The sequence below is a fragment of the Streptomyces sp. XY006 genome (genome assembly GCF_002237655.1).
In the GTDB taxonomy this organism is placed as follows: Bacteria; Actinomycetota; Actinomycetes; order Streptomycetales; family Streptomycetaceae; genus Streptomyces; species Streptomyces levis.
Genome location: NZ_NOKT01000003.1, coordinates 242,818 through 264,800 on the forward strand (window position 1 = coordinate 242,818; position 21,983 = coordinate 264,800).

Genomic DNA, 21,983 nt, shown 5'->3' on the forward strand with positions numbered 1-21,983 from the left:
CTGCCCCTGAAAAAAGGACGGCCCCCCGGTGGACCGTACACCGGGGGGCCGTCTGCTTCCGGGTCAGAACTCCGCGATCGGGTTCTTCAGGTTGCCCACCAGCTGGAGGGCGCCCGACGGGTCCGACAGGTCCACCATCTGCTCGTTGTTGCGCAGCTGCAGGCGGTTCAGGCAGGACAGCGCGAACTCGGGGGCGAACATGTCGTACTGCCGGAACTTGTCGGCCAGTTCGGGCGCCGACTCCTGGTAGGCGCGGGTGACCTCCGCGACCGTGCGCCAGAAGTCCTCCTCCTCCAGGACGCCCTCGGTGGCGAGGTTCGCCGCGAGGAAGCGGAAGAAGCAGTCGAAGACGTCCGTGAAGATCGACAGGAGTTTCTTGTCCTCCGGGACCTCCACGCGCAGCCGCTCCACCGTCGGCGGCAGCACCGCGTCCGGGTCCATGACCGCGATCTCCTCGGCGATGTCCTTGTAGATCGCCCGCTGCACGACCCCGTCCTTCAGCACGAGGATGACGTTCTCACCGTGCGGCATGAAGACCAGGTCGTAGGCGTAGAAGCTGTGCAGCAGCGGGGTGAAGTACGCCTGGAGGTAGCGGCGCAGCCACTCCGTGGGGGCGAGGCCCGACTGCTCGATCAGGGCGCCCGCGACGGAGGCTCCCTGGTGGTCGACGTGGACCAGCGAGGCCATGGTGGCCAGCTGCTCGCCCTCCCGCAGGGACGGCACCGGGCTCTCCCGCCACAGCGCGGCCAGCATCTTGCGATACGGCGAGTAGCGGTCGGTGGCCTGCTCGTACTCCAGGTGCCGGTAACCGACCGCCGCGCGCTCGCGGATGATCGACAGGCCCGTGGCCTTCAGCACCGGGTCGCCCTCGATGAGCTGGGCCAGCCAGTCGTTGATCGCCGGCGTGGCCTCCATGTAGGCGGCCGACAGACCGCGCATGAAGCCCATGTTGATGACGGACAGGGCCGTCTTCACGTAGTGCTTCTCGGGGCTCGTCCGGTTGAAGAAGGTCCGGATGGACTGCTGGGCCAGGTACTCGTCGTCGCCCTCGCCCAGGCACACCAGGTGCCTGCGGGCGACCTCGGCCGCGAAGGTGACGGAGAGCTTGTTCCACCACTGCCAGGGGTGGACCGGGATGAACAGGTAGTCGGCGGGGTCGAGGTCCTGCTCGCGCAGGACCGCGTGGAACCGCTCGACGGTCTCCGCGCCCAGTTCCTCGCGCAGGAAGGACTCGTACTCGATGCCGACGCCGGCCGTGAACGCGGCCCGCGAGCGGTGTGCGGCCAGCCAGACGAGGCGGACCGGGCTCGCCGTCTCCGGGGCGTACGACAGGTACTCGTGGATGCCGAAGCCGAGCCGCCCGTTGTTGGCCACGAAGCAGGGGTGGCCCTCGGTCATCGAGGTCTCGATGGTCTGGAAGTCGGCGCGGGCCAGTTCGGCCGCGGTCGTCTTCGGCTTGGTGAGCTTGTAGCAGGTGCCGGAGAGGGTGGAGGAGATCTCCTCCAGGTAGACCGGCAGGATGCTGTCGCTCAGGCCCAGGGACTTCTGCAGCTCGATGAAGAAGTCCAGGGCGGCGAGCGGGAGTTCGGTGCCGTCGCGGTGGCGGGTGATCGACTCGGCGTCGACCTGCCAGTGGTCGAGGGCGCGGAGCGTCGCCGCGAAGGTGTACCGGGTCAGGCCGTCGTCGCTGCGGACGACGTAGGTGCCCTCGGCGGTGGCCTCCGGCGTGATGAGGCGCTCGTGCGCGAACTCGGCGAGCGCCTTGCGGATCAGGAGGCGGTTGGCCCGCGCCCAGCGGTGGGGGGACAGATGCGCTACGGCGTCGGACAGGGTCATACGGCTACTCCTCGGGCGGCCAGGAACTGTTCGCGCGTGCAGAAGCTGAGCAGCGCGCGTTTCTCCGGCTTCTGGATCTCGCGCTCGGGTACGAACCCGACGGCCTCGTTCAGGGCGTGGACGGCCTTGTTGTCCACGTCGGGCTCGACGACGACCCGCCGCACCGCCGGGTCCTCGAAGAGGTGCTCCATCACGGCGGTGATGACGGACCGGGTGAAGCCGCGCACGGGCGTGTCGGTCGGCGGGGTGAGGAAGTGCATGCCGATGTCGCCCGGCTGCGGTTCGTACAGGCCCACCAGCTCGCGGTGGGCCGGGTCGTACTTCTCCATGAGGAAGGCGGGAACACCGTCCTGGAGGCCGAGCTCGGCGTGGTGGTGCTCGTCGGCCGCGATCTCCATGTAGGCGCGCTCGACGTCCTCCAGTTTCGCGTCCTGCATCATCCAGAAGGCGGCCTTGGGGTGGGTGACCCAGGCGTGCAGGAGCTCGGCGTCCCGCAGCGGGTCGAGGGGGCGGAACGTGAAGGTCATACCGAGAACTCCTGGAACGCGATCGTCTTCTCCACCGGGTAGTACTCGGTGCCGAGCAGCTCGCGGATGATGTACGCGTTCCGGTAGGGGCCCATGCCCAGGTCGGGGCTGGTGATGCTGTGCGTGTGGACGCCGGCGTTCTGCAGGAAGATCCCCCGGCCGGTGACGTCGATGGCGTAGTTGCGGGCCACGTCGAAGTTGCCGTGGGAGTCGTAGCGCAGGCGGTCGCGGACCGGCTTGAGGAACTCCGGCTCGGCGTACCGGTAGCCCGTGGCGAGGATCAGGCCCTCGGAGGTCAGCTCGAAGTCCTTCTCCTGCTCCTCCTGACGGAAGGACAGGGTGTAGGTGCCGTTCTCGTAGCGGGCCGCGGTCAGCGCGGAGTTGGTGAGCAGCCGCGTCGGGACCGGGCCGCCGAGGTTCTTCTGGTAGAGCAGGTCGAAGATCTCGTTGATCAGGTCGCCGTCGATGCCCTTGAACAGGCCCTTCTGCTCGGCCGTGAGGCGGTAGCGGGTGGCCTCGGGCAGCTCGCGGAAGTAGTCGACGTACTCGGGGGACGTCATCTCCAGCGTGAGCTTGGTGTACTCCAGCGGGAAGAAGCGCGGGGAGCGGGTCACCCAGTTCAGCCGGTAGCCGTGGACGTCGATCTCGCCGAGCAGGTCGTAGTAGATCTCGGCGGCCGACTGGCCCGAGCCGACCAGCGTGATGGAGTCCTTCTGCTGCAGCTCCGCCTTGTGCTGGAGGTAGCGGGAGTTGTGGATGAAGTCGCCGCCCAGTCCCTGGCAGGCCTCGGGGACGTGGGGCGGGGTGCCGGTGCCGAGGACCAGGTGACGGGCGCGGTAGGTGTCGCCGGCCGTGGTCGTCACGAGGTAGACGTCGTCCTCGAAGGTCACCTCCGCCACCGTCGTGCCGAAGCGGATGCTGCTCAGCTTGTTCGCGGCCCAGCGGCAGTAGTCGTCGTACTCGACGCGCAGCGGGTAGAAGTTCTCCCGGATGTAGAACGAGTACAGCCGGCCCTTCTCCTTCAGGTAGTTCAGGAAGGAGTACGGCGACGTCGGGTCGGCGAGGGTGACCAGGTCCGACATGAACGGCGTCTGCAGGTGGGCGCCGTCGAGGAACATCCCCGCGTGCCATTCGAAGTCGGGCTTCGACTCCAGGAAGACGCCGTCGAGTTCGGCGATGGGCTCGGTCAGGCAGGCCAGGCCGAGGTTGAACGGGCCGAGCCCGATGCCCACGAAGTCGTGGACGGCGGTCGGGTTGTCAGGACGCGCGGTCAAGGGATTCTCCCAGGTACTGCTCGGCGTGGCCGGCGATCAGGTCGAGGACGGCGGCGATGTCGGACGCCTGCGTCTCGGGGTTGAGCAGGGTGAACTTCAGGTAGTGGCGGCCGCCCACCTTGGTGCCCGCGACGATGGCGTCACCGGAGGCGAACAGGGCCTTGCGGGCGTAGAGGTTGGCGCGGTCGATCTCGGCGGGGTCGGTGACGTCCGCCGGTATGTAGCGGAAGACCAGGGTGGACAGGCTCGGCTCGACCACGACGTCGAAGCGCGGGTCGGCGGCGAGCAGCTTCCAGCCCTCCCGGGCCAGCTCGCACACCTCGTCGAAGAGCTGCCCGATGCCGTCGGCGCCCATGGTGCGCAGCGTCATCCACAGCTTGAGGGCGTCGAAGCGGCGGGTGGTCTGCAGGGACTTGTCCACCTGGTTGGGGATACGTTCCTGCACCATGCGGCGCGGGTTCAGGTACTCGGCGTGGTAGGTGGCGTGCCGCAGCGTGGCGGCGTCGCGGACCAGCACGGCCGAGGAACTCACCGGCTGGAAGAAGGACTTGTGGTAGTCGACGGTCACCGAGTCGGCGCGCTCGATGCCCGCGATGCGGTCGCGGTGCTTGAGCGAGGCGAGCAGACCGCAGCCGTAGGCGGCGTCGACGTGCATCCAGGTGCCGTACTGCGCGACGAGTTCGGCGATCTCGGGCAGCGGGTCGATGGAGCCGAAGTCGGTGGTGCCGGCGGTGGCGACGACGGCCATGGGGACGAGGCCGTCCTGCGCGCAGCGCTCCAGCTCCCGGGCGAGGGCGACGGTCTGCATGCGCTTGTCGTGGTCGACGGGGATCGACACGACGGCGTCCTGGCCGAGGCCGAGCAGCTTCGCGGACTTCTTCACGCTGAAGTGGCTCACCTCGGAGGCGAAGATGCGCAGTTTCGCCAGGTCCTCGGTCTTGGCCTCCTCGCGGGCGAGCAGCAGCGCCTGGAGGTTGGACTGGGTGCCGCCGGAGGTGAACACGCCGTCGGCGTTCTCGCCGAGGCCGATGCGGGCCGTCGTCCAGTCGATCAGTTTCCGCTCGATGAGCGTGCCGCCGGCCGACTGGTCCCAGGTGTCCAGCGAGGAGTTCACGGCGGACAGGACGGCCTCGCCCAGCACGGCCGGGATGACGACCGGGCAGTTGAGGTGGGCCAGGTAGCGCGGGTGGTGGAAGTAGATCGCGTCCCGGAGGTAGACCTCCTCCAGTTCGTCGAGCACCGCGGTGGTGTCGTGCAGCGGCTGGTCGAGGTCGATCCCGTCGATGCGGGGAGCGAGGGCGTCGACGGTGACGCCGGTGAACGGCCGGTCGGTGGCGGCGAGTTTGGCGGCCACCCGCTCGACTCCTTCGGTCACGGAGCGCCGGTAGGCCTCCGCGGTGGTGTCGTTGAGCAGGTGCGAGCGCATGTGGGGGTCCTCCGGTGGGGACAGTCCGGTGCGGGACAGGAGCGGGCTGCTCCGGGTTCAACTTAGGTAAGCCTAACCTAACTTCGATCACGCGAAACCGGGCCCTGCCGTGACAGTGGTCACTCACGCCACTCAGGACGCTTCGGTCGGTAAGGGTGCGACGGCTAACCCTCGGCGCGCAACTGCTCCTCGGTCACGCCGCGGCGCCAGTAGCCGACGAACGTGATCCGCCGCCGGTCGATCCCGCGCTCGCGCACGAAGTGGCGGCGCAGCTCCTTCACGCACCCGGACTCACCGGCGATCCAGACGTACGGGCGCTCCGCGTGCGGCAGCCGGGCCGCGCGGAGGGCGTCGAGGGCCATGGGGGACCCCTCGGCACCCTCCCGCTCCCGCACGAGCCAGGTGATCTCGGCGTCGGCCTCGGTCACCAGGTCCTGGATGTCCCCGGCGTGCGGGACCTCCAGCCAGATACGGGCCCGGGTGCCGGCGGGCAGCGACTCGACGATGGCCGAGGCGGCCGGCACGGCGGTCTCGTCGCCCCAGACGACCACGAGGTCGGTGTCCCCGGGCGGCCGGAAGCGGATGGCACGGTTGTCGGCGACGGCCGGGCCGAGCAGCAGCACCCGGTCCCCGGCGGCGGCCCGGGCGGCCCAGCGGGAGGCGGGGCCGGCCTGCACCGAGGCGCCCGGCTCGATGCCGTGCAGGGCGAAGTCGATGTCGATCTCGTCCGGGTCGCGGCGCAGCGCGCGCAGCGTGTACGACCGCATCACGGCCCGTACGTCGTCCGGGAGTTCGCGCCAGCCCTGCCACCAGCCGTCCCCGAGCTCCAGCGGCACGACCGGCTCGGGCTGTCCCGGGTGCGGCAGGAACAGCGACAGCGACTGGTCACGGCCGTCGGAGTGGAAGGCGTGCAGATCGGGCCCGGTGAAGGTGACACGGACCAGAGACGGCCCGAGCCGCCTCGTCCGCGCGACCTGGAGGGAGAAGAAGCGGAACGGGGCGGCTACGGCGGTGGTCATGGAAGGGCTCCTGAGTCGTCGTCAGGGGGTGTGGGTGCGCCTGGGTGCGCCCCTTCGAGGGCGCGGGGCGCGGGGGACGGCGCGTGCGGCCACGCCGGGCCCGCGGTTGCGGGCCCCGGCGCGTTCCCCTCGGCGCCGAGCGCCTAGCTGACCTTCTTCGCGGTCTCGATGGCCTTGGCGAGGTTCTCCACCAGCGGCACGCACTTGTCGTAGGACAGGATCGGCTCGGCCGAACGCGCGATGACCTGGCCGGCCTTGACCGCGGGCAGCTTCTTCCAGGTCGCCTCGGTGATGTCCGCCGGCTGGATGGCGGAGGAGCGGTCGTCCATCATGATGATGTCGGCCTGGTACTTGTCGACGTTCTCCCAGCTCAGGCTCTCGAACCAGCCGCCGCCCTGGGCCTTGGCCTTCTCCGGCGGCTCGACGAAGTTCACGCCGAGGGCCTTGAAGTACTCCAGGTCGACGGAGAGGTTGGTGCCGGAGACGTAGAACAGCTCCTGGCTCGCGGAACCGGCCATCACCTTGATGCCGGGGTTCGCCTTGGCGGCCTTGCGCAGCCGCTCGGAGGCCTCCTCGAACCGCTTCTTGGCGTCGGCGGCCTTGGCGGACTTCATGTCGCCGCCGAGGGACTCGGCCAGCTCCCACATGCGCTGCAGCGGGGCGGTGATCTGCCGGTCGTAGACGGAGACGCCGACGCTCGGGGCGAGCTTGGCGATCTTGTCCTTGGAGGCCTCGGGGACGTACCAGAGGGTGCCGGCGTCGTCGAACATGGTGGAGATCAGCACGTCGGGCGCGAGGGCCGCGTACTTCTCGACGTTGAACTGGTCCCAGGTGTTGCCGAGGATGGTCACCTTGCTGATGTCCATGTCGCCGGCCTGGACGTCGGGCTTGCCGTCCTGGGTCTTGGTGGGGCCGAAGACGCCCTTGACCGTGACGCCGTAGTCGTACAGGGCGGCGGCGACGCCGGTGAACGCCACGATGGTCGCGGGGGCCTTGTCGAGCTTGACGGTCTTGCCGCGGTCGTCCTTGAAGGACCACGGGCCGGACTGGGCACCGGCCGTCGATTCCGAGCCGCCGTCCTTGGAGTCCTCGCTGCCGCACGCGGTCACGAGGGCGCCGAGTCCGAGTGCACCACCGGCGGCGAGCAGGCCGCGGCGGGAGAAGCGGGCGGTTCTGGCGTTCGACATGGCTGGGTCTGCTTTCATACGTACGGAGCCACTGAGGGCGCGACGAAGAGCCGCTTGGCTGGAATCAGGCTTAGGTTAGCCTAACCTCAGATCTTGTCCAGGGGGGCCCTCGTATCCGTGCCCGGGGAAGCGGGCGGGAATGCGGAAGCCGACAGTGATCCGGATCACGAAGCGCCGGGGCCACCCGGCAGCCCTGCCTACGAGTTGAGACGCCGCGTCAGGGCCTGGACCAGGTCGGTACGGGCGACGCGCAGCGTGAACGCCTCGCCGGCCTTGCTGTTCTCGCGGTTCTCCAGCGCAGGCTTCGCGTACCAAGGGAGGCCACGGCGGCGCCACTTGGCGGGGGCGAGGTCCAGCGGGACGGACGGCAGCGGAACGGTCCACGGTCCGAGACGAACGCGCCCCTCCCACAGTCCGGCGGGGAGCTCGGTGACCGGGACCCGCACCACGAAGTCACCGCCGGCCTCCGAGGCCGGGCGAGCCGGGAACACGGCGCTGCCGCCGCGGCCGTCCTCCAGGCACACCGCGAGGGCCCCGTCGGGGACTGCGGCGAGGGTGCATCGGCCGGCGAACTCCAGTTCCGTGGGCGCGCCGGGGGCCCACCGCACCGTGGCGACGTTCAGCTGAGGCAGCACCTCGTGCTTGCGCTCACCGACGTCGAGCGTGAGGTTGCCGTGCGGCTTGGTGGCGTACAGCGTCACGGCGCGCAGCGCGTCGCCGCTGCCGAGGATGTGCGTCGCCGGGGATCCGGAGACCCCGCGGTCCCGCTTGCTGCCGATCCGCACCTCGCGGGAGATGCCCTGAGCCCCGATCGTGAGGAACAGGTCCCACAGTCCGTCGGCGAGCGGTGCGCCGTGGCCGGCGGTGGTGAGGTCGACGGCGACCTCGAAACCGGCCTTGTCGTAGACGAAGCAGCCCTCGTCCTCGTCTTCGCCGAGCCCGGGCGTCGCGGTGTGCGTGACCGGAAGCCGGTACTCCGTACCGCTCTCCCGCTCACGCAGCACGAGCTCGGTGGACATGTCCTCGGTGGCCACCCGATGCAGGTAGCCGTGCCCGGCCAGGTGCAGGACGGTGCCGCGGAGTTCGGCGCGGGTGATGTGGTGGCGTACGCCGAGCTGGCGGGTCACGTCGTAGCAGGCGTCGGGGATGCCGCGGGCCGGATCCCGGAGGTAGGGGTAGCGGGCGTAGGCACGGCCGCCGTCGACGAGGACGGGGGTTGCCACGCCGCTGCGGGCCAGCTCGCCCTCGAACCGCACCAGTTCGAGCAGTTCGTCCAGCATGGTGTGCCGGACCAGGTGCAGGCGCAGACGGGCCATCGCCGACAGCCGGTCGTTCAGCCCTTCGTGCCAGAGCGGCGCGATGATCTCGGCGAGCCGGGCCAGCGCCTTCTCCTGTTCGGGCCGCGGCTCGTGTACCAGGTGGTCGAGGAGTTGCTGAACCTCCACCGTCAGATGACGGTGGGCCAAGTGGTCGCGGCGGGGGCCGGGCGGCACCTGTTCCAGCAGCAGATCCACGACGCGGGGCAGGAAGCGCAGGCGGGGTTCGGAGCCGCCGGTCCGCAGGGTGATGTTGCCGCTGTCCTCACGCTCGACCCAGTAGAGGCAGTCGTAGTCGGCGAGGACGGAGATGCCGTCCGCGTGCAGATAGGCGGGGCCGACGAAGAGCTGGTCCTCGCCGATCTTCAGGTCCGTCGGGAACCGCAGCTCCAGCCGCTCCAGCAGCTCTCGGCGGAACAGCTTCATGGGGTTGAGGGTCCAGTACACGCGGGACGAGAAGACGTCGGTGCGTGGCTGGTTGCGCCGGAACATCGAGGTGGGCGCCCCGCGTCCGCCGACCCCGACCATCTTGCCGAGCACGATGTCGGTGCCGTTGGCCTCGGCCATGGCCACCATGCGCTCCAGCGCCTCGGGGGCCAGGTAGTCGTCGGCGTCCAGGAAGAAGACGAACGTGCCCCGGGCGTGGTCGAGCCCTTTGTTCCGCGGGGCCGACGGCCCACCGGAATTCTCCTGGTGAAAGACCCGCACCAGAGTCGGATATTGCTTGGCGAGCCGGTCGAGTTCCTCGCCCGTGCCGTCTGTGGAGCCGTCGTTGATGACGAGTATCTCCAACGCGTCTCGGCCGATGCTTTGCTCGGCGACGGAAGTGATGCAGCGCGTGAGATAAGGCATCGCATTGTACGCAGCGATAACCACGGAAACGGCAGGGCCGGCCAATGGAGCTCCCCCAGAAAATACGAGGCACGCCCCCTCGTCGGACCTGCTCGGAATGCACGTGTGGTCAGTACGTGCGCAGGGGAAGGTGCCATATGCACCGTGAAGATACCATGGAGTAGCAGTGTCCGTGAAGTGGCCGCTGGAGGAAGTGCCAGTTCAGGGCGATTTTCGGCCGGGTGGCCTGATGGGCGATTTGCGCCCGTGTTGCCACGATCGTCGCTTCCCGTTTGATGAGGCCGAGGGTTGACATGCTTTAGCCGCGCCATATTTAGTCTGCGCTTACAACTTTCATAGCGGGCGGGGGTGGGTCTGCCCGGATGAGCCCAAGGGGTGGGGTGTGCGTACGCGTATGCGTCCGGGCTGGGTATGGGCTGCGACAGCAGGCGCCTTTGCCATGGCTATAGGTGGTCTTTCGGTGAGTTCTCCGCAGGCTGCGGCAGCAGCCTGCACAGCGGGGACTTCCAGTGACTTCAATGGCGACGGCGTGGCCGACACGGTTATCGCCGATCCGCAGGCCACCGTGAACGGAGCCAAGGCGGCGGGTCTGGTGCGGGTCGTCCTGGGCGGCGGCAAGGGTGTCGCGGAGATCTCCCAGGCGACCAGCGGCATGGGGGCCACTCCTGAAGCGGGTGATCAGTTCGGCTTCTCCCGGAGCTCGTACGACGCGGACGGTGACGGATGCACCGACTTGGTCGTGGGTGCCCCCTACGAGGACATCGCCCAGAGCGGTGGGCAGTTGGTAGACGCGGGTGCCGTGTACGTCATCCATGGCACCCCGACCGGCATCGGCGCGGGCTCGAAGATCGAGGGGTACACCCAGTCGGAGCTCGACTCCGGTACGTCCACCGAGGCGTACGACTGGTTCGGGTACGCGCTGCGGGCCGGCGGTACGGCGAACAACACGCCGTACCTGGTCGTCGGCACACCCGGTGAGAACGTCACCGTGGACGGGACGACGTATGCCGACGCGGGCTGCGTCGCCTACGTCCAGGGCGCGACGCGGGTGTCGGTCAGCCAGAAGGATCCGGGCGTCCCCGGCAATGTCGAGGCGCACGATCGCTTCGGATACTCGGTGGCCGGGACGAATCGGTTCTTCGCCGTCGGTGCCCCGGGTGAGGCCATCGGCGACACCAAGTTCGCCGGCGGTGTGAGTGTCTTCAGCCACACGATGTCCGGCGGACTGCCCACGCCTCTGGTCGGACTCGACCAGGACGGCTCCGGCATCGACGGTGTAGCCGAGGCCGGTGACGGGTTCGGTACCTCGATCTCCATGACGGGGTACCGGCCCGGCGACCAGACCTACAACTCGGACGTGCTCCTCGCGGTCGGGACGCCGGGCGAGGACATCGGCGAGACCGGCGACGCGGGCAGCGCCGCGGTGTTCCGGGTCCAGCCCTCCGGGTCGTACACGGAGGTGACGGCGATCGACGCCGTGGATCTCGGAGAGACCCCGGCCGCCGGGGACTTCATGGGGCAGCGCGTGACGATCGCCAACACCGACACCGCCGTTGTCACGACATCGGCGACCGTCCGGCTCGCTGTCGGCGTGCCCGGCAGGGACACGGCCTCAGCGAAGGACACGGGAGCAGTGCGCATCCTGCGGCCGCTGGACGCAGCTGTCGGCGCGACCGACAAGACCCTCGTGCGTGGTTCGGGGCTGCCCGGAACCGCTGCGGCCCGTGACTACAACGGCACCGCTCTCACCTCGGGTTCGTCCCACCTCTACCTCGGAGTCCCGCACAGCAAAGCCGCCGACTCACCCAAGGGAGTGCTCTACGTCCTGCCCTGGACCGACATCGACGGCACGACCAAGGGCGGCACCACGACCTACCTTCCCGGCGCGGACGGGCTGCCCAACGAAGGCGTGGCGTTCGGAACGGTCGGATGAGCAGCGGATCGGGAAGAGGGAAGCGCGTCACGATGATCACTGGACGCCGTACAGCCACGGTGGCCGCCACGCTTGTCGCCCTGCTGGCGGCCGGCATGAGCGGGGTACCCGCCGCCGGGAAGGCGGTCGCCTCCGGTGCGGCCACAGACAGGGACGACGACGGTCCGGCTCTGAGCATGGCCGACGCCCGGGCGAAGGCTGCGAAGTCGGGCAAGCCGGTCGAGATCCTCAGTCTGCGTGATGAGCGCAGCAGCACCGTCGCCAACCCGGACGGGACGTTCACCAGCACCGAGTACGTGCAGCCCGTCCGGGTGCGGAAGAACGGCGCGTGGACGGACATCGACACCACGCTGGTCGAGCAGAAGAACGGCACCTTCGCGCCGAAGGCCGCGCTGACCGCGATGAGCTTCTCCGGCGGTGGTGACACCACCTTCGCCGAGATCGAGAAGGACGGGCGAACACTCGCGCTGAACTGGCCGGACGAGCTGCCCAAGCCCACGACGGACGGTTCGACCGCCACGTACACCGATGTCCTCCCGGGCGTCGACCTCAAGGTGACGGCGAGCGCCGAGGGCTTCTCTCACGTTCTGGTCGTCAAGAACGCGGAGGCCGCGGCCCACCCCGACCTGGCCACGTTGGAACTGCCGGTCGACACGTCTTCCCTAGAGCTGTCGGAGACGGCGGACGGCGCCCTCACGGCAACCGACAGCGCAGCGGGGGGAGACGTCTTCGAGGCTCCACAGCCCGTGATGTGGGACTCCAGCGAGGGACCGGCCGAAGCTGCGGAGCCCACAACTCCCGCAACGACGGGGGGAGAAACGGTCACCCCGCCGGACGGCGCCCAGGTCGCCGATGTCGCCGTGGACCTCGAACCCGGCACCATGACCCTCACACCGGACGCGAGCATGCTCGCCGACGCGGACACCGTCTATCCGGTCTACATCGACCCGGTGGTCAGGACGGCGAACCGCACCGGCTGGACCATGGTGTCGTCTCACTACTCGACCGCCGAATTCTGGAAGTTCGGCGACGACGAGGGTGTGGGGCGATGCCCCTCCGACGTGTCGTACCGCTGCTCCAGCACCAGCGACGTCAAGCGTCAGTTCTTCGCGATACCGACCGGCGCTTTCAAGGGCAAGGACATCGTCAGCGCCGAGTTCGCCGTAACCATGGTGCACACCTACAGCGACTCCGGACGCGAGGTGCAGCTGGCCCGGGTCAACAGCACGGGCGCGAGCGCGATCAACTCGTCGACGAACTGGTCCAACCAGCCCTCCTCGAAGGACACGATCGCCTCCAAGTCGCCGACGAACCCGGCGGGATCGTGCACCTCGACCAACCAGAACGTGCGCTTCGGAGTGACGGGCACCGTCCAGAAGGCCGCCGACAGCGGCTGGGACACCACGACCTTCCGCCTCAAGGCCGGAAGCGAATCCGACACCTCGTACTGGAAGCGCTTCTGCGGCAACGCGCACCTCTCCGTGACCTACAACCGGCCACCGCTGCGCCCTGACCAGGACGACCTGAACATGACGCCCGGCGACATCTGTGAGTACGGGCGTGCCACTGAGCACTATGTGACCAAGGCGCCGACCCTGTACGCCGTCATCAAGGACTACGACCACGGTGACCTCGGCTCCAACTCGGAGGAGCTGCAGGCCGAGTTCAAGGTGTGGTGGACCAACAGCTCAGGGACGGAGGTCGTCCGTTACGCCAAGACGGGCAAGAAGAGCACGGTCGACGCGAGCAAGGACGGGCAGACCGGCCAGGCGACCTTCAAATACACCGTCGGGTCGGACCTCTCGGGCGATGACCAGCCAGGATTCTCCCTGCCGAAGAACACCGTCATCGGCTGGGCGGTCCGTGGCTACGACCAGAAGGCGTCCGGACCTTGGTCCAGCGAGGGGGACCAGACGCGCTGCGAGTTCATCTTCGACGACACCAAACCTCAGTCCGCCGCGGTCACGTCGCCCCAGTACCCGAGCGACGACGAGTGGCACGCCGGTGTCGGCGACTACGGCGACTTCACCATGGACTCGCCGGCCGCCGATGTGACCCAGTACAGGTACTACTTCACAGGCCCCCAGGCGAACACCGCACGGAAGACGGCGGAGCCTCAGTCCGTCGGTGGCCCGGTCACCATTCGCTGGATGCCGCCGGCCGAGGGCTCATACACCCTCCATGTCACCGCCGTGGATGGCGCGGGCAACCCGCAGAAGACACCGACCAGCCATGTCTTCCTCGTGAGCGACGGCCGGGCACCGGTGGCCGCCTGGACCCTCGGTGACGCAAAGAACTCCGCGAAGGCCGCGGGCAGCAGCGGAGCGCCCGATGCCGCCGCCGGATCGGGAGTGACGTTCGGATCGGCCGGCCCGCTGGGCTCCACCGACACCGCGGCTTCACTGGACGGAACCGAGAACGCCCATCTCGATGCCGGCGCACCCGCCGTCGACACCAGTGACACCTTCTCCGTGAGTGCCTGGGTCATGCTGCCCTCGCTGCCCACGCAGAACGTCACCGTCGTCAGCCAGGACGGCACCGCGCAGCCCGGCTTCGAGCTCGGGTACGACGTCGACACGTCGTCGTGGATCTTCCGCACACCGGTGAGCGACATCGAATCGCTCGGCTCGTGGAAGGTCTCCGGTGCGGCCGCCGTGGCCGGTAGCTGGACCCACCTCATCGGGGTGTACGACGCCGAACTCGGCAAGATGATGCTGTACGTCAACGGTGTGCTCGTGGCCGACGACGTCCAGGCACGCCACACGGCCTGGAACGCGGCAGGAGCCCTCCAGATCGGCCGCAAGATCGACCTCGGGGGATACACCAACCACCTCAAGGGCAGCGTGGCCGACGTCAAGCTGCACGACCGAGTTGTTCCGCCCACGGAGGGGCAGCAGCTCGGCGGTATCCGGCCCCACCAGCTCGCCTACTGGCAGTTGGACGAGGCCGCGGGAACCCTGTCTCCGGAGGCTGCGGGCGGTACCGGCCTGTCCCTCGGTGGAGGCGCCGCTGTCTACGTGCCGGACGATTCCTGCGACCCCGCGGCCGACCCGGAGTGCGTGCCACCCGCCGCACCGGTCTGGGGCGACGGCCACCTGGCGCTGAACGGCACCGGCGCCCATGCGACGCGACCCGCCGGACTGCTCACGGCCCAGGACAGCTTCACCCTGACCACACGGGCCCGGCTCGCCTCGGCCAAGCCGGCGACGGACCAGACCGTGCTCGCGCTGTCCGGCACCAACGGCAGCGTGATCAGGGTCAAGTACAGCGCCGCGGCCGCCCGGTGGCAGCTGGTGGCGACCGACGCCGGCTCCACCACTCCGGTGACGGTGCTCGACCCGAACCGCGTGCCGAGTTCCCAGGGATCCGGCGACCACCTCGCGCTGGTCTACAACGCGGTCTTCGGCGAGGTGATCCTCTACGTCAACGGCACCGCGGCAGGCAAGGCGGCCTGGGACAACACCTGGGACTTCAGCAAGACGAGCCTCCAGGTCGGCCGGACCATGACCGGAGCCACACCCGGTGAGTACCTCTCCGGGGCCGTCGACGAAGTCCGCATGTATCAGGGTCCGCTCGACGCCGCGCTGATGGCGACGGTCTCCGTTCTGCCCTCCGGCGCCAGCATCGAGGAATCCTCGGCCTGACGCGTCTTGTCCCGGGGCGGGCGGCTCAACGGCCGTCCGCCCCACCACCCTTGCGCCTCTGCTTCCCGCATCCCCCGATCACTCCCTGGAGATGTCATGTCCTCGCCCCCATGGTTCCGGTCCGCGAGACCGGCCTGGCGCAGCGGCCGCCGCGGTGCGGCGGTGCTGCTCGGCCTGGCGCTGTCGATAGGCCTGCTTCCGCAGAACGCCCCCGAGGCCGTGGCCGACGAGGGCATGAAGAGGCCCAAGGCGCAAACGGACCTGGACGATCCCGTGCGGGGGCAGAACGCCACGCCGAAGGCCTTCAAGAAGACCGACCAGGCCGAGAAGGCGGCGGTCAGGCGCCCCGACGAGGTCCGCTGGCCCCAGGCCGGCAGCGCCGAGATACGGCTGTCCGGCAAGACGGTCAAAGCCCAAGGGCTGCCGCTGAAGGCCGCTGTGGCGAAGGGGAAGAAGGCCGCGCGGGCTGTCCGCGTCGAGGTGCTCGACCACAAGGTGTCCAAGGCCGCCGGGATCGACGGCGTCCTCTTCACCGTGGCCCGCACGGACGGTGAAGCAGCCAAGGGCGCGACTCGTGTCACGCTCGATTACTCGGACTTCTCAGGAGCCTACGGCGGTGGCTATGGCTCACGTCTCCGCCTCGTCCAGTACCCGGCGTGCTTCCTGACGACGCCGAAGCAGAAGAACTGCTCAGTTCCGACGTACCTGGAGAGTGACAACGACGCGGCGCGGGAGACGCTGACGGCTACCGTGATCGCCGCGGGCGACACCTCCGGTGTCTCCCCTCAACTCCTCGACGCACCGTCGGCGGCCTCCTCCGGCACCGTGCTGGCGGCCGTCGCGAGCAGTGGTGGCGACGGGGGCGACTACAAGGCGACCGGCCTCTCCGCCTCGTCCGAGTGGGGTGTCGACACCAGGTCGGGTGCCTTCACCTGGACGTACCCGTTGACCACGCCGCCGGTGCCCGGCGGGCTGCAGCCGAGTGTCGGTCTGAGCTACAACTCCCAGTCCATCGACGGGCAGACGGCGACGACGAACAACCAGGGCTCGTGGATCGGGCAAGGGTTCTCCTACGAACCCGGTTACATCGAGCGCCGGTACAAGCCGTGTGCCGACGACGGTCACGACGACACCTTCGGTGACCAGTGCTGGGCGTACGACAACGCCACCCTCGCCCTGGCCGGCGGCACGTCCGGCGAACTCGTGAAGGACGACGCCACGGGCCAGTGGCGACTCGCCAACGACGACAACTCCAAGATCGAGCGCCTTACCGGCACCACCAACGGCGACGACAACGGCGAGTACTGGAAGCTCACCACCACCGACGGCACCCAGTACTTCTTCGGCCAGAACCGGCTGCCGGGCTTCGCCTCGGGCAACGAGGAGACCGGCTCCGCCTGGACCGTCCCCGTGTACGGCGACGACTCCGGCGAGCCCTGCTACAAGGCGACGTTCGCCGACGCCTACTGCTCCCAGGCCTGGCGCTGGAACCTCGACCACGTCATCGACCCGCACGGCAACGTCATGTCGTTCTTCTACGGCAAGGAGACGAACTACTACACGCAGGGTCTGAAGACGGCCGAGAACGGCAAGCCGTACATCCGCGGCGGCTACCTCAAGCGGATCGACTACGGCCAGCGCAAGGACAAGGTGTACTCCACCAAGCCCGCGGCGCAGGTCGTCTTCACCACGGCGGAACGCTGCGTCGGCGCGGCGGCCGACTGCGAGCCCGCAGACCTGACGGACGCCACGGCGACCCGGTGGCCGGACGTGCCCTGGGACCAGAACTGCAAGGCGAGCACCAAGTGCGAGGGCCAGAACTCCCCGACCTTCTGGACCCGCAAGAAGCTGACGAAGATCACCACGCAGATCCGCACCGGAGACGCGTCGTACAGCCCGGTCGACGAGTGGAGCCTCGCCCAGATCTTCACCGACAACGGCGACGGGTCCAAGTCGCTGTGGCTCGACGGCATCGACCACACCGGCAAGGTCGGTACGGACGTCTCCCTTCCGTCCGTCAAGCTCTACGGCAAGCAGCTTCCCAACCGCGTCGACAAGACCGGCGACAACATCCAGCCCTTCCATCGTTTCCGCCTGTCGGGAGTCGAGAACGAAACAGGCGGGGCGCTCAGCGTCAGCTACGCGCCCACCGAGTGCACGCCGACGAGCCTGCCCGCCGAGGACTCCTCGACCAAGCGCTGCTTCCCGGTCAAGTGGAACCCGCCGGGTGAGGAGGACCCGATCCTCGACTGGTTCCACAAGTACGTCGTCGAGTCCGTCACCGAAACCGACCTGACCGGCGGCAACCCCGACCGGATCACGTCCTACACGTACGTCGGGGACGCGGGCTGGCGCAAGAGCAAGGCCGACGGCATCACGAAGGCGGAGTACCGGACCTGGGGCGACTGGCGTGGCTACGGCCGAGTGCGCGTCGTCACCTCGCAGGGCACCAACTCGCCTTCCAACACCAAGACCGAGCACGTCTTCTTCCGCGGTCTCCACGGTGACGTGAACGCGAGCGGCGCCACGCGCTCCGCCTCGGTCACCGACTCGAACGGAACCTCGTACGAGGACACGGAGTGGAAGGCCGGCCAGGAACTCGAAACGCTCACCTATGACGGCGCCGACGTCACCGAGAAGTCGGTGGCGGTGCCGTGGACCGCGGTGACGGCCACGAGCGTCAAGGACTGGGGCACGCGCAGGGCTCGCTACGTCGCGAACGGTGCGACCGACACCTACGTCGCCCTGGCCATCGGCGGCTGGCGTCGGACCAGGGCCACCACCCAGTACGACTCGAAGACCGGACGGGTCCGCCAGGTCGACGACTACGGCGAGGTCGGTGTCGCGGACAACCAGTGCGTCCGTACCGAGTACGCGGACAGCGAGAGCCGGCACATGTACGCGTACGTGTCGCGGGTGGAGAAGGTCAGTGTCGAGTGCGGGGTGACTCCGGACCGGAGCACTCAGGTCATCTCGGACGACCTGAGCTTCTACGACGGCTCCACCACACTGGGCGCGGCTCCCGTCAAGGGCGACGTGACCACGACCAAGCGCCTGGAGTCGCACAGCGGTACGACGGCGACCTACCAGACGACCGCCGTCACGACGTACGACGACTTCGGCCGCCCGCTGGTGGTGAAGGACGCGGACACGGCTTCGTCCCCGACGGAGTACGCCTCGTCGACCACCTACACGGACACGTACGGTCTCGCCAGCAAGTCCGTGGTGACCAACAGAGCCGGCTGGACGGCCACGACCGAGTACAAGCCGCACTGGGGCGTGCCCTCCGTAAAGATCGACCAGAACAACCGCCGCACTGAGCTCGCGTACGACGGGCTGGGCCGTCTGACGTCGGTCTGGCTCCCGGACCGCATCGGCGCGAGCGCGTCGATCAAGTACGAGTACCTGGTGCGCGGGAACACCGGCCCGACGGCCGTGCACACCCAGAAGATCGAGAAGGGCGGCCAGTCGTACGGCAGTGAGTGGACGCTGTACGACGGTCTGCTGCGGCCCCGGCAGGAGCAGACCGAGGGGCCGGGCGGCGGCCGCATGGTCGCCGACACCCTCTACGACGGATCCAACCGCGTGGTGGAGGTCAATGACACCTACTACGCCGCGGGTGCCCCGTCGGCGCAGCTCTTCCAGCCCGTCAACGCGGACCTCACCGGCCAGACGGTGACCAAGTACGACGGAGCCGGAAGAGTCACCGCCTCGATCTTCAACGTGCAGGGCGAGGAGAAGCACCGTACGACCTATGTCCACGGTGGGGACCGGGTCACCATCACTCCGCCGGCGGGCGGCACCAAGACGACGGTCGTGAAGGACGCCCGCGAGCACACCACCATCCAGATCCAGTACCCACAGGGTGGCGACGCGGTCACCACGTCCTACGGCTACACCCCGGCTGGTCAGTTGCAGAAGGTGACCGACGACGCCGGGAACGCGTGGACGTATACCTATGACCAGTTGGGCCGCAAGAAGAAGGCGGTCGACCCGGACACGGGCACCGCGGAGTTCACCTACGACGCCTTGGACCGCCAGACGTCCGTGACGGTCAACGGCAACAAGACGTCCACCAAGTACGACGTGCTGGGCCGCGCCGAGTCCACTTGGCAGGGAGAGCCGGACACCGGCACCAGGCTGTCCCTGACGAAGTACGACACGGTGGCCAAGGGCGAGCTCTACGGCGTCTACAGCTACAAGGACGGTGCGGTCCACTCGTCGGTCACCTATCCGACCCTCGACGCGGCCAACGACTACAAGCCGGTCTCGACGAAGTACTTCCTGTCGAAGACGGCCGAGCCGCAGCTGGGCGGGACGTACGAGTTCACCGCCCAGTACAACGACGACGGCACCGTGCAGGGGCAGGGCCTGCCCGCGGCGGGCGACCTGCCCGCCGAGGCCCTCGGCTACACGTACGACGAACTGCAGCGGCCCACGGGCCTGAACACCTCGCTGGGCGGACTCAAGTACGTCACGGGCGTGTCGTACTCGCCGACGTCCGACCTGGAACAGGTGGAACTCTTCACGGGCGAGTCCACAGCCAAGAAGACCTGGCTCAACAACACGTTCGAGGCGGGCACACACCGCCTGGCCAACACGAGCGTCAGGGTCGAGGGCGCGTCGAGCGCGGCCTACGACGCGGACTTCACGTACAACTCCGTCGGTGACGTCCTCTCGATCGCGGACACGCCCAACGGCGGCGCGAGCGACGTGCAGTGCTTCACGTACGACGGGCTGCGCAGACTCACCGACGCGTGGACCTCGTCGGTGGCGTCCAACGGGGCCAGGGGCACCGGCAGTGCCGATGCGGCCTGTGCGTCGGCGGCGTCTCCTTCGACGGTCGGCGGCGTGTCGCCGTACTGGACGGAATACGGCTACGACGCGATCGGTAACCGGAAGAGCGAGACGCGGCACGGCCTGAACGGGTCCCCGACCTCGACGCGGACGTACACCTACGGAGAGAAGTCGGGCCCCAACGGCACGAACTCCGGCCCGCACACGGTGTCGTCGGTCGTCGAGAAGACGGCGGCGACCAGCACGACGCCCGAAGTCACCTCTCAGGACACCTACACCTACGACGTCACGGGCAACACCAAGACCCGTGTCCTCAACGGTGACACGCAGTCCCTGGACTGGGACAAGCAAGGTGAGCTGACGAAGGTCACCAACGCCGACGGCACGGTGACGCAGTACACCTACGACGCGTCGGGTGAACGGATCCTCCGGGACACCTCCAAGGAGAAGACGTTCTACCTGCCGGGCATGGAACTGCACCTGGACAAGGCGACGTCGAAGGTGACGACGACGCGCTACTACTCGTTCAGCGGCATGCAGATCGCCATGCGGGACGCGTCCGGTGTCCACTTCCTCGCGTCGGACCATCAGGGAACGGCCCAACTGGCGATCAATGCCAAGACGGGCGACACCACGCGCCGCCGCACGGACCCGTTCGGCAACCCGCGTGACGAGTCGACGTCGTCGGCGTCCTCTGCCGCGTGGGTCAATGACAAGGGCTTCGTCGGTGGCACGGTCCAGAAGACCACGGGCCTGACCACACTCGGGGCACGGGACTACGACGCCGACACGGGCCGCTTCATCTCGGCCGACCCGATCATCGACTACACCGACCCGCAGCAGATCAACGGCTACTCGTACAGCAACAACAACCCGGTCACCTTCTCCGACCCGAGCGGCCTGGCCCCCGACGACTGCGTGAACGTCGGCATCACCTGCAGCCTGAACCGTGACGGCGGGTGGGACGTCAAGGCGACCGACACGTACTACACGTACTACGGCGTCAAGAAGCCGAAGGAATCACCGGCGCAGCACCGGGCGCGCCAGCAGCAGGCACGGGCTGACGCAGCCAAGCAGCGGGCTATCGCCGTCGCCAAGGAGCTCGGGCAGATCATCGCCGACGAGCTGGGCATCACGGACGCGCTGGACTGCTTCACCACCGGCGCGTTGGGCTCCTGCGGGGCCACGGCACTCAACGTGGTGTCGTCACTCGTGGCCGGCGGACCGCTGGCGCGGCTGGCGGCGAAGTACTGGGACAAGTTGGACAAGGCCTACGCCTTGATCAAACGCATCGGAGCCCTGAGCCGCAGGCTGTGGGAGAGCTTCCAGGACTGGCGCAAGAGCAGCAAGGCGGCGGACGAGGCCACGGAGGCCGTGGGCTGCAAGGTGGGGAACAGCTTCACGCCGGACACCAAGGTGTTGATGGCCGACGGTTCCACCAAAAAGATCAAGGACGTCGACATCGGCGACAAGGTCTTGGCGACCGACCCGGAGACGGGCGAGACCAAGGTCGAGACGGTGACGGCCGAGATCAAGGGCAAGGGCGTCAAGCACCTTGTCAAGATCACGGTGGACACCGACGGCACGAAGGGCTCGAAGACGGCGTCGGTCACGGCGACGGATGGTCATCCGTTCTGGGTGCCGGAGCTGGGGGAGTGGATCGATGCCACTGACCTGAAGGCTGGCGCCTGGCTGCGTACTGAAACGGGGACGCGGGTCCAGGTAACTTCGACGGAGAGGTGGACGGTCGGCTCGGCCACTGTTCACAACCTCACCGTCAGCGGTGCGCACACGTACTATGTGCAGGCCAGGGAAACTCCCGTCCTCGTTCACAACTGCACTACGCCTCGGGGTTTCCCGGACCGGGAACTCCCGCGTAATCCCCGAACCGGAGAACCTGAGCCCGATCCGGCGGCCGCTGGGTTCCCGCATACGCAGCTGGGAGTGAAGAAGAGCAAAAGTGGACGCACTCCTCCCTATGCGCAAGCACGCGAGTTTGATGCGGAAGGGAAACCCGTGAAGGACGTTGACTTCACCGATCACGGGAGGCCTCAGAATCACGACAATCCGCATCAGCATCCTTGGAACGAGAATGCCACCGGCGGCACCCGCAGTCGGGGCGGCGCTGAACCGTTGGACTACGGATATTAGGTGAGCAGGCAGATGGAGTTC

Annotated in this window: 10 protein-coding genes; 3 read left to right on the forward strand and 7 right to left on the reverse strand. The window is 68.4% G+C overall.

Annotated elements, in window-relative coordinates; translation table 11 throughout:
• Positions 1-63: 63 nt before the first annotated feature.
• From CHR28_RS05645 to CHR28_RS05675, 7 genes are all read right to left on the reverse strand, one after another.
• Entirely contained in the window at positions 64-1,836 is a 1,773-nt protein-coding gene (locus tag CHR28_RS05645; protein ID WP_094052339.1) for an IucA/IucC family protein, read from the reverse strand.
• A complete protein-coding gene (locus CHR28_RS05650) occupies positions 1,833-2,363 on the reverse strand; it encodes a GNAT family N-acetyltransferase (RefSeq protein ID WP_094052340.1) in 531 nt (176 codons plus the stop codon). The genes CHR28_RS05645 and CHR28_RS05650 overlap by 4 nt, the downstream gene beginning before the upstream one ends.
• A complete protein-coding gene (locus CHR28_RS05655) occupies positions 2,360-3,637 on the reverse strand; it encodes a lysine N(6)-hydroxylase/L-ornithine N(5)-oxygenase family protein (RefSeq protein ID WP_094052341.1) in 1,278 nt (425 codons plus the stop codon). Before CHR28_RS05655 ends, CHR28_RS05650 begins: the two co-directional genes overlap by 4 nt.
• Positions 3,621-5,063 carry a lysine decarboxylase DesA gene (gene desA / locus CHR28_RS05660; protein WP_094052342.1) on the reverse strand — a complete coding sequence of 481 codons (1,443 nt, stop codon included), beginning with the start codon at positions 5,061-5,063 and terminating at the stop codon, positions 3,621-3,623. The genes CHR28_RS05655 and desA overlap by 17 nt, the downstream gene beginning before the upstream one ends.
• Before the next feature lie 164 nt (positions 5,064-5,227).
• Entirely contained in the window at positions 5,228-6,082 is an 855-nt protein-coding gene (locus CHR28_RS05665; protein WP_094052343.1) for a siderophore-interacting protein, read from the reverse strand.
• A 143-nt stretch (positions 6,083-6,225) separates the two neighbouring features.
• Entirely contained in the window at positions 6,226-7,269 is a 1,044-nt protein-coding gene (locus CHR28_RS05670) for an ABC transporter substrate-binding protein (protein WP_094052344.1), read from the reverse strand.
• Between the two features lie 197 nt (positions 7,270-7,466).
• On the reverse strand, positions 7,467-9,461 hold the full coding sequence (locus CHR28_RS05675; protein ID WP_256984138.1) for a glycosyltransferase family 2 protein: 1,995 nt from the start codon (positions 9,459-9,461) through the stop codon (positions 7,467-7,469).
• 505 nt (positions 9,462-9,966) lie between these two features.
• On the opposite strand from CHR28_RS05675, the gene CHR28_RS05680 reads away from it, so the two are divergent.
• The 3 genes from CHR28_RS05680 (at position 9,967) to CHR28_RS05690 (ending at position 21,962) form a co-directional block, all read left to right on the forward strand.
• The gene (locus CHR28_RS05680) at positions 9,967-11,370 is read left to right on the forward strand and encodes an integrin alpha (protein WP_256984139.1); all 1,404 of its coding nucleotides are present in this window, start codon (positions 9,967-9,969) and stop codon (positions 11,368-11,370) included.
• A gap of 32 nt (positions 11,371-11,402) precedes the next feature.
• Positions 11,403-15,014, forward strand: coding sequence for a LamG-like jellyroll fold domain-containing protein (locus tag CHR28_RS05685; protein ID WP_094052347.1), 3,612 nt, complete (start codon positions 11,403-11,405; stop codon positions 15,012-15,014).
• Positions 15,015-15,110: 96 nt separating this feature from the next.
• Positions 15,111-21,962, forward strand: a complete 6,852-nt coding sequence (locus CHR28_RS05690) for a polymorphic toxin-type HINT domain-containing protein (RefSeq protein ID WP_094052348.1) — start codon at positions 15,111-15,113, stop codon at positions 21,960-21,962.
• The last annotated feature ends 21 nt before the right edge of the window (positions 21,963-21,983 follow it).

Bases quoted from the DNA above. Each gene is read 5' to 3' on its own strand.
- desA (WP_094052342.1), bottom strand. From the start codon at position 5,063: ATGCGCTCGCACCTGCTCAACGACACCACCGCGGAGGCCTACCGGCGC.
- CHR28_RS05665 (WP_094052343.1), bottom strand. From the start codon at position 6,082: ATGACCACCGCCGTAGCCGCCCCGTTCCGCTTCTTCTCCCTCCAGGTC.
- CHR28_RS05690 (WP_094052348.1), top strand. From the start codon at position 15,111: ATGTCCTCGCCCCCATGGTTCCGGTCCGCGAGACCGGCCTGGCGCAGC.
- CHR28_RS05650 (WP_094052340.1), bottom strand. From the start codon at position 2,363: ATGACCTTCACGTTCCGCCCCCTCGACCCGCTGCGGGACGCCGAGCTC.
- CHR28_RS05685 (WP_094052347.1), top strand. From the start codon at position 11,403: ATGATCACTGGACGCCGTACAGCCACGGTGGCCGCCACGCTTGTCGCC.
- CHR28_RS05670 (WP_094052344.1), bottom strand. From the start codon at position 7,269: ATGTCGAACGCCAGAACCGCCCGCTTCTCCCGCCGCGGCCTGCTCGCC.
- CHR28_RS05645 (WP_094052339.1), bottom strand. From the start codon at position 1,836: ATGACCCTGTCCGACGCCGTAGCGCATCTGTCCCCCCACCGCTGGGCG.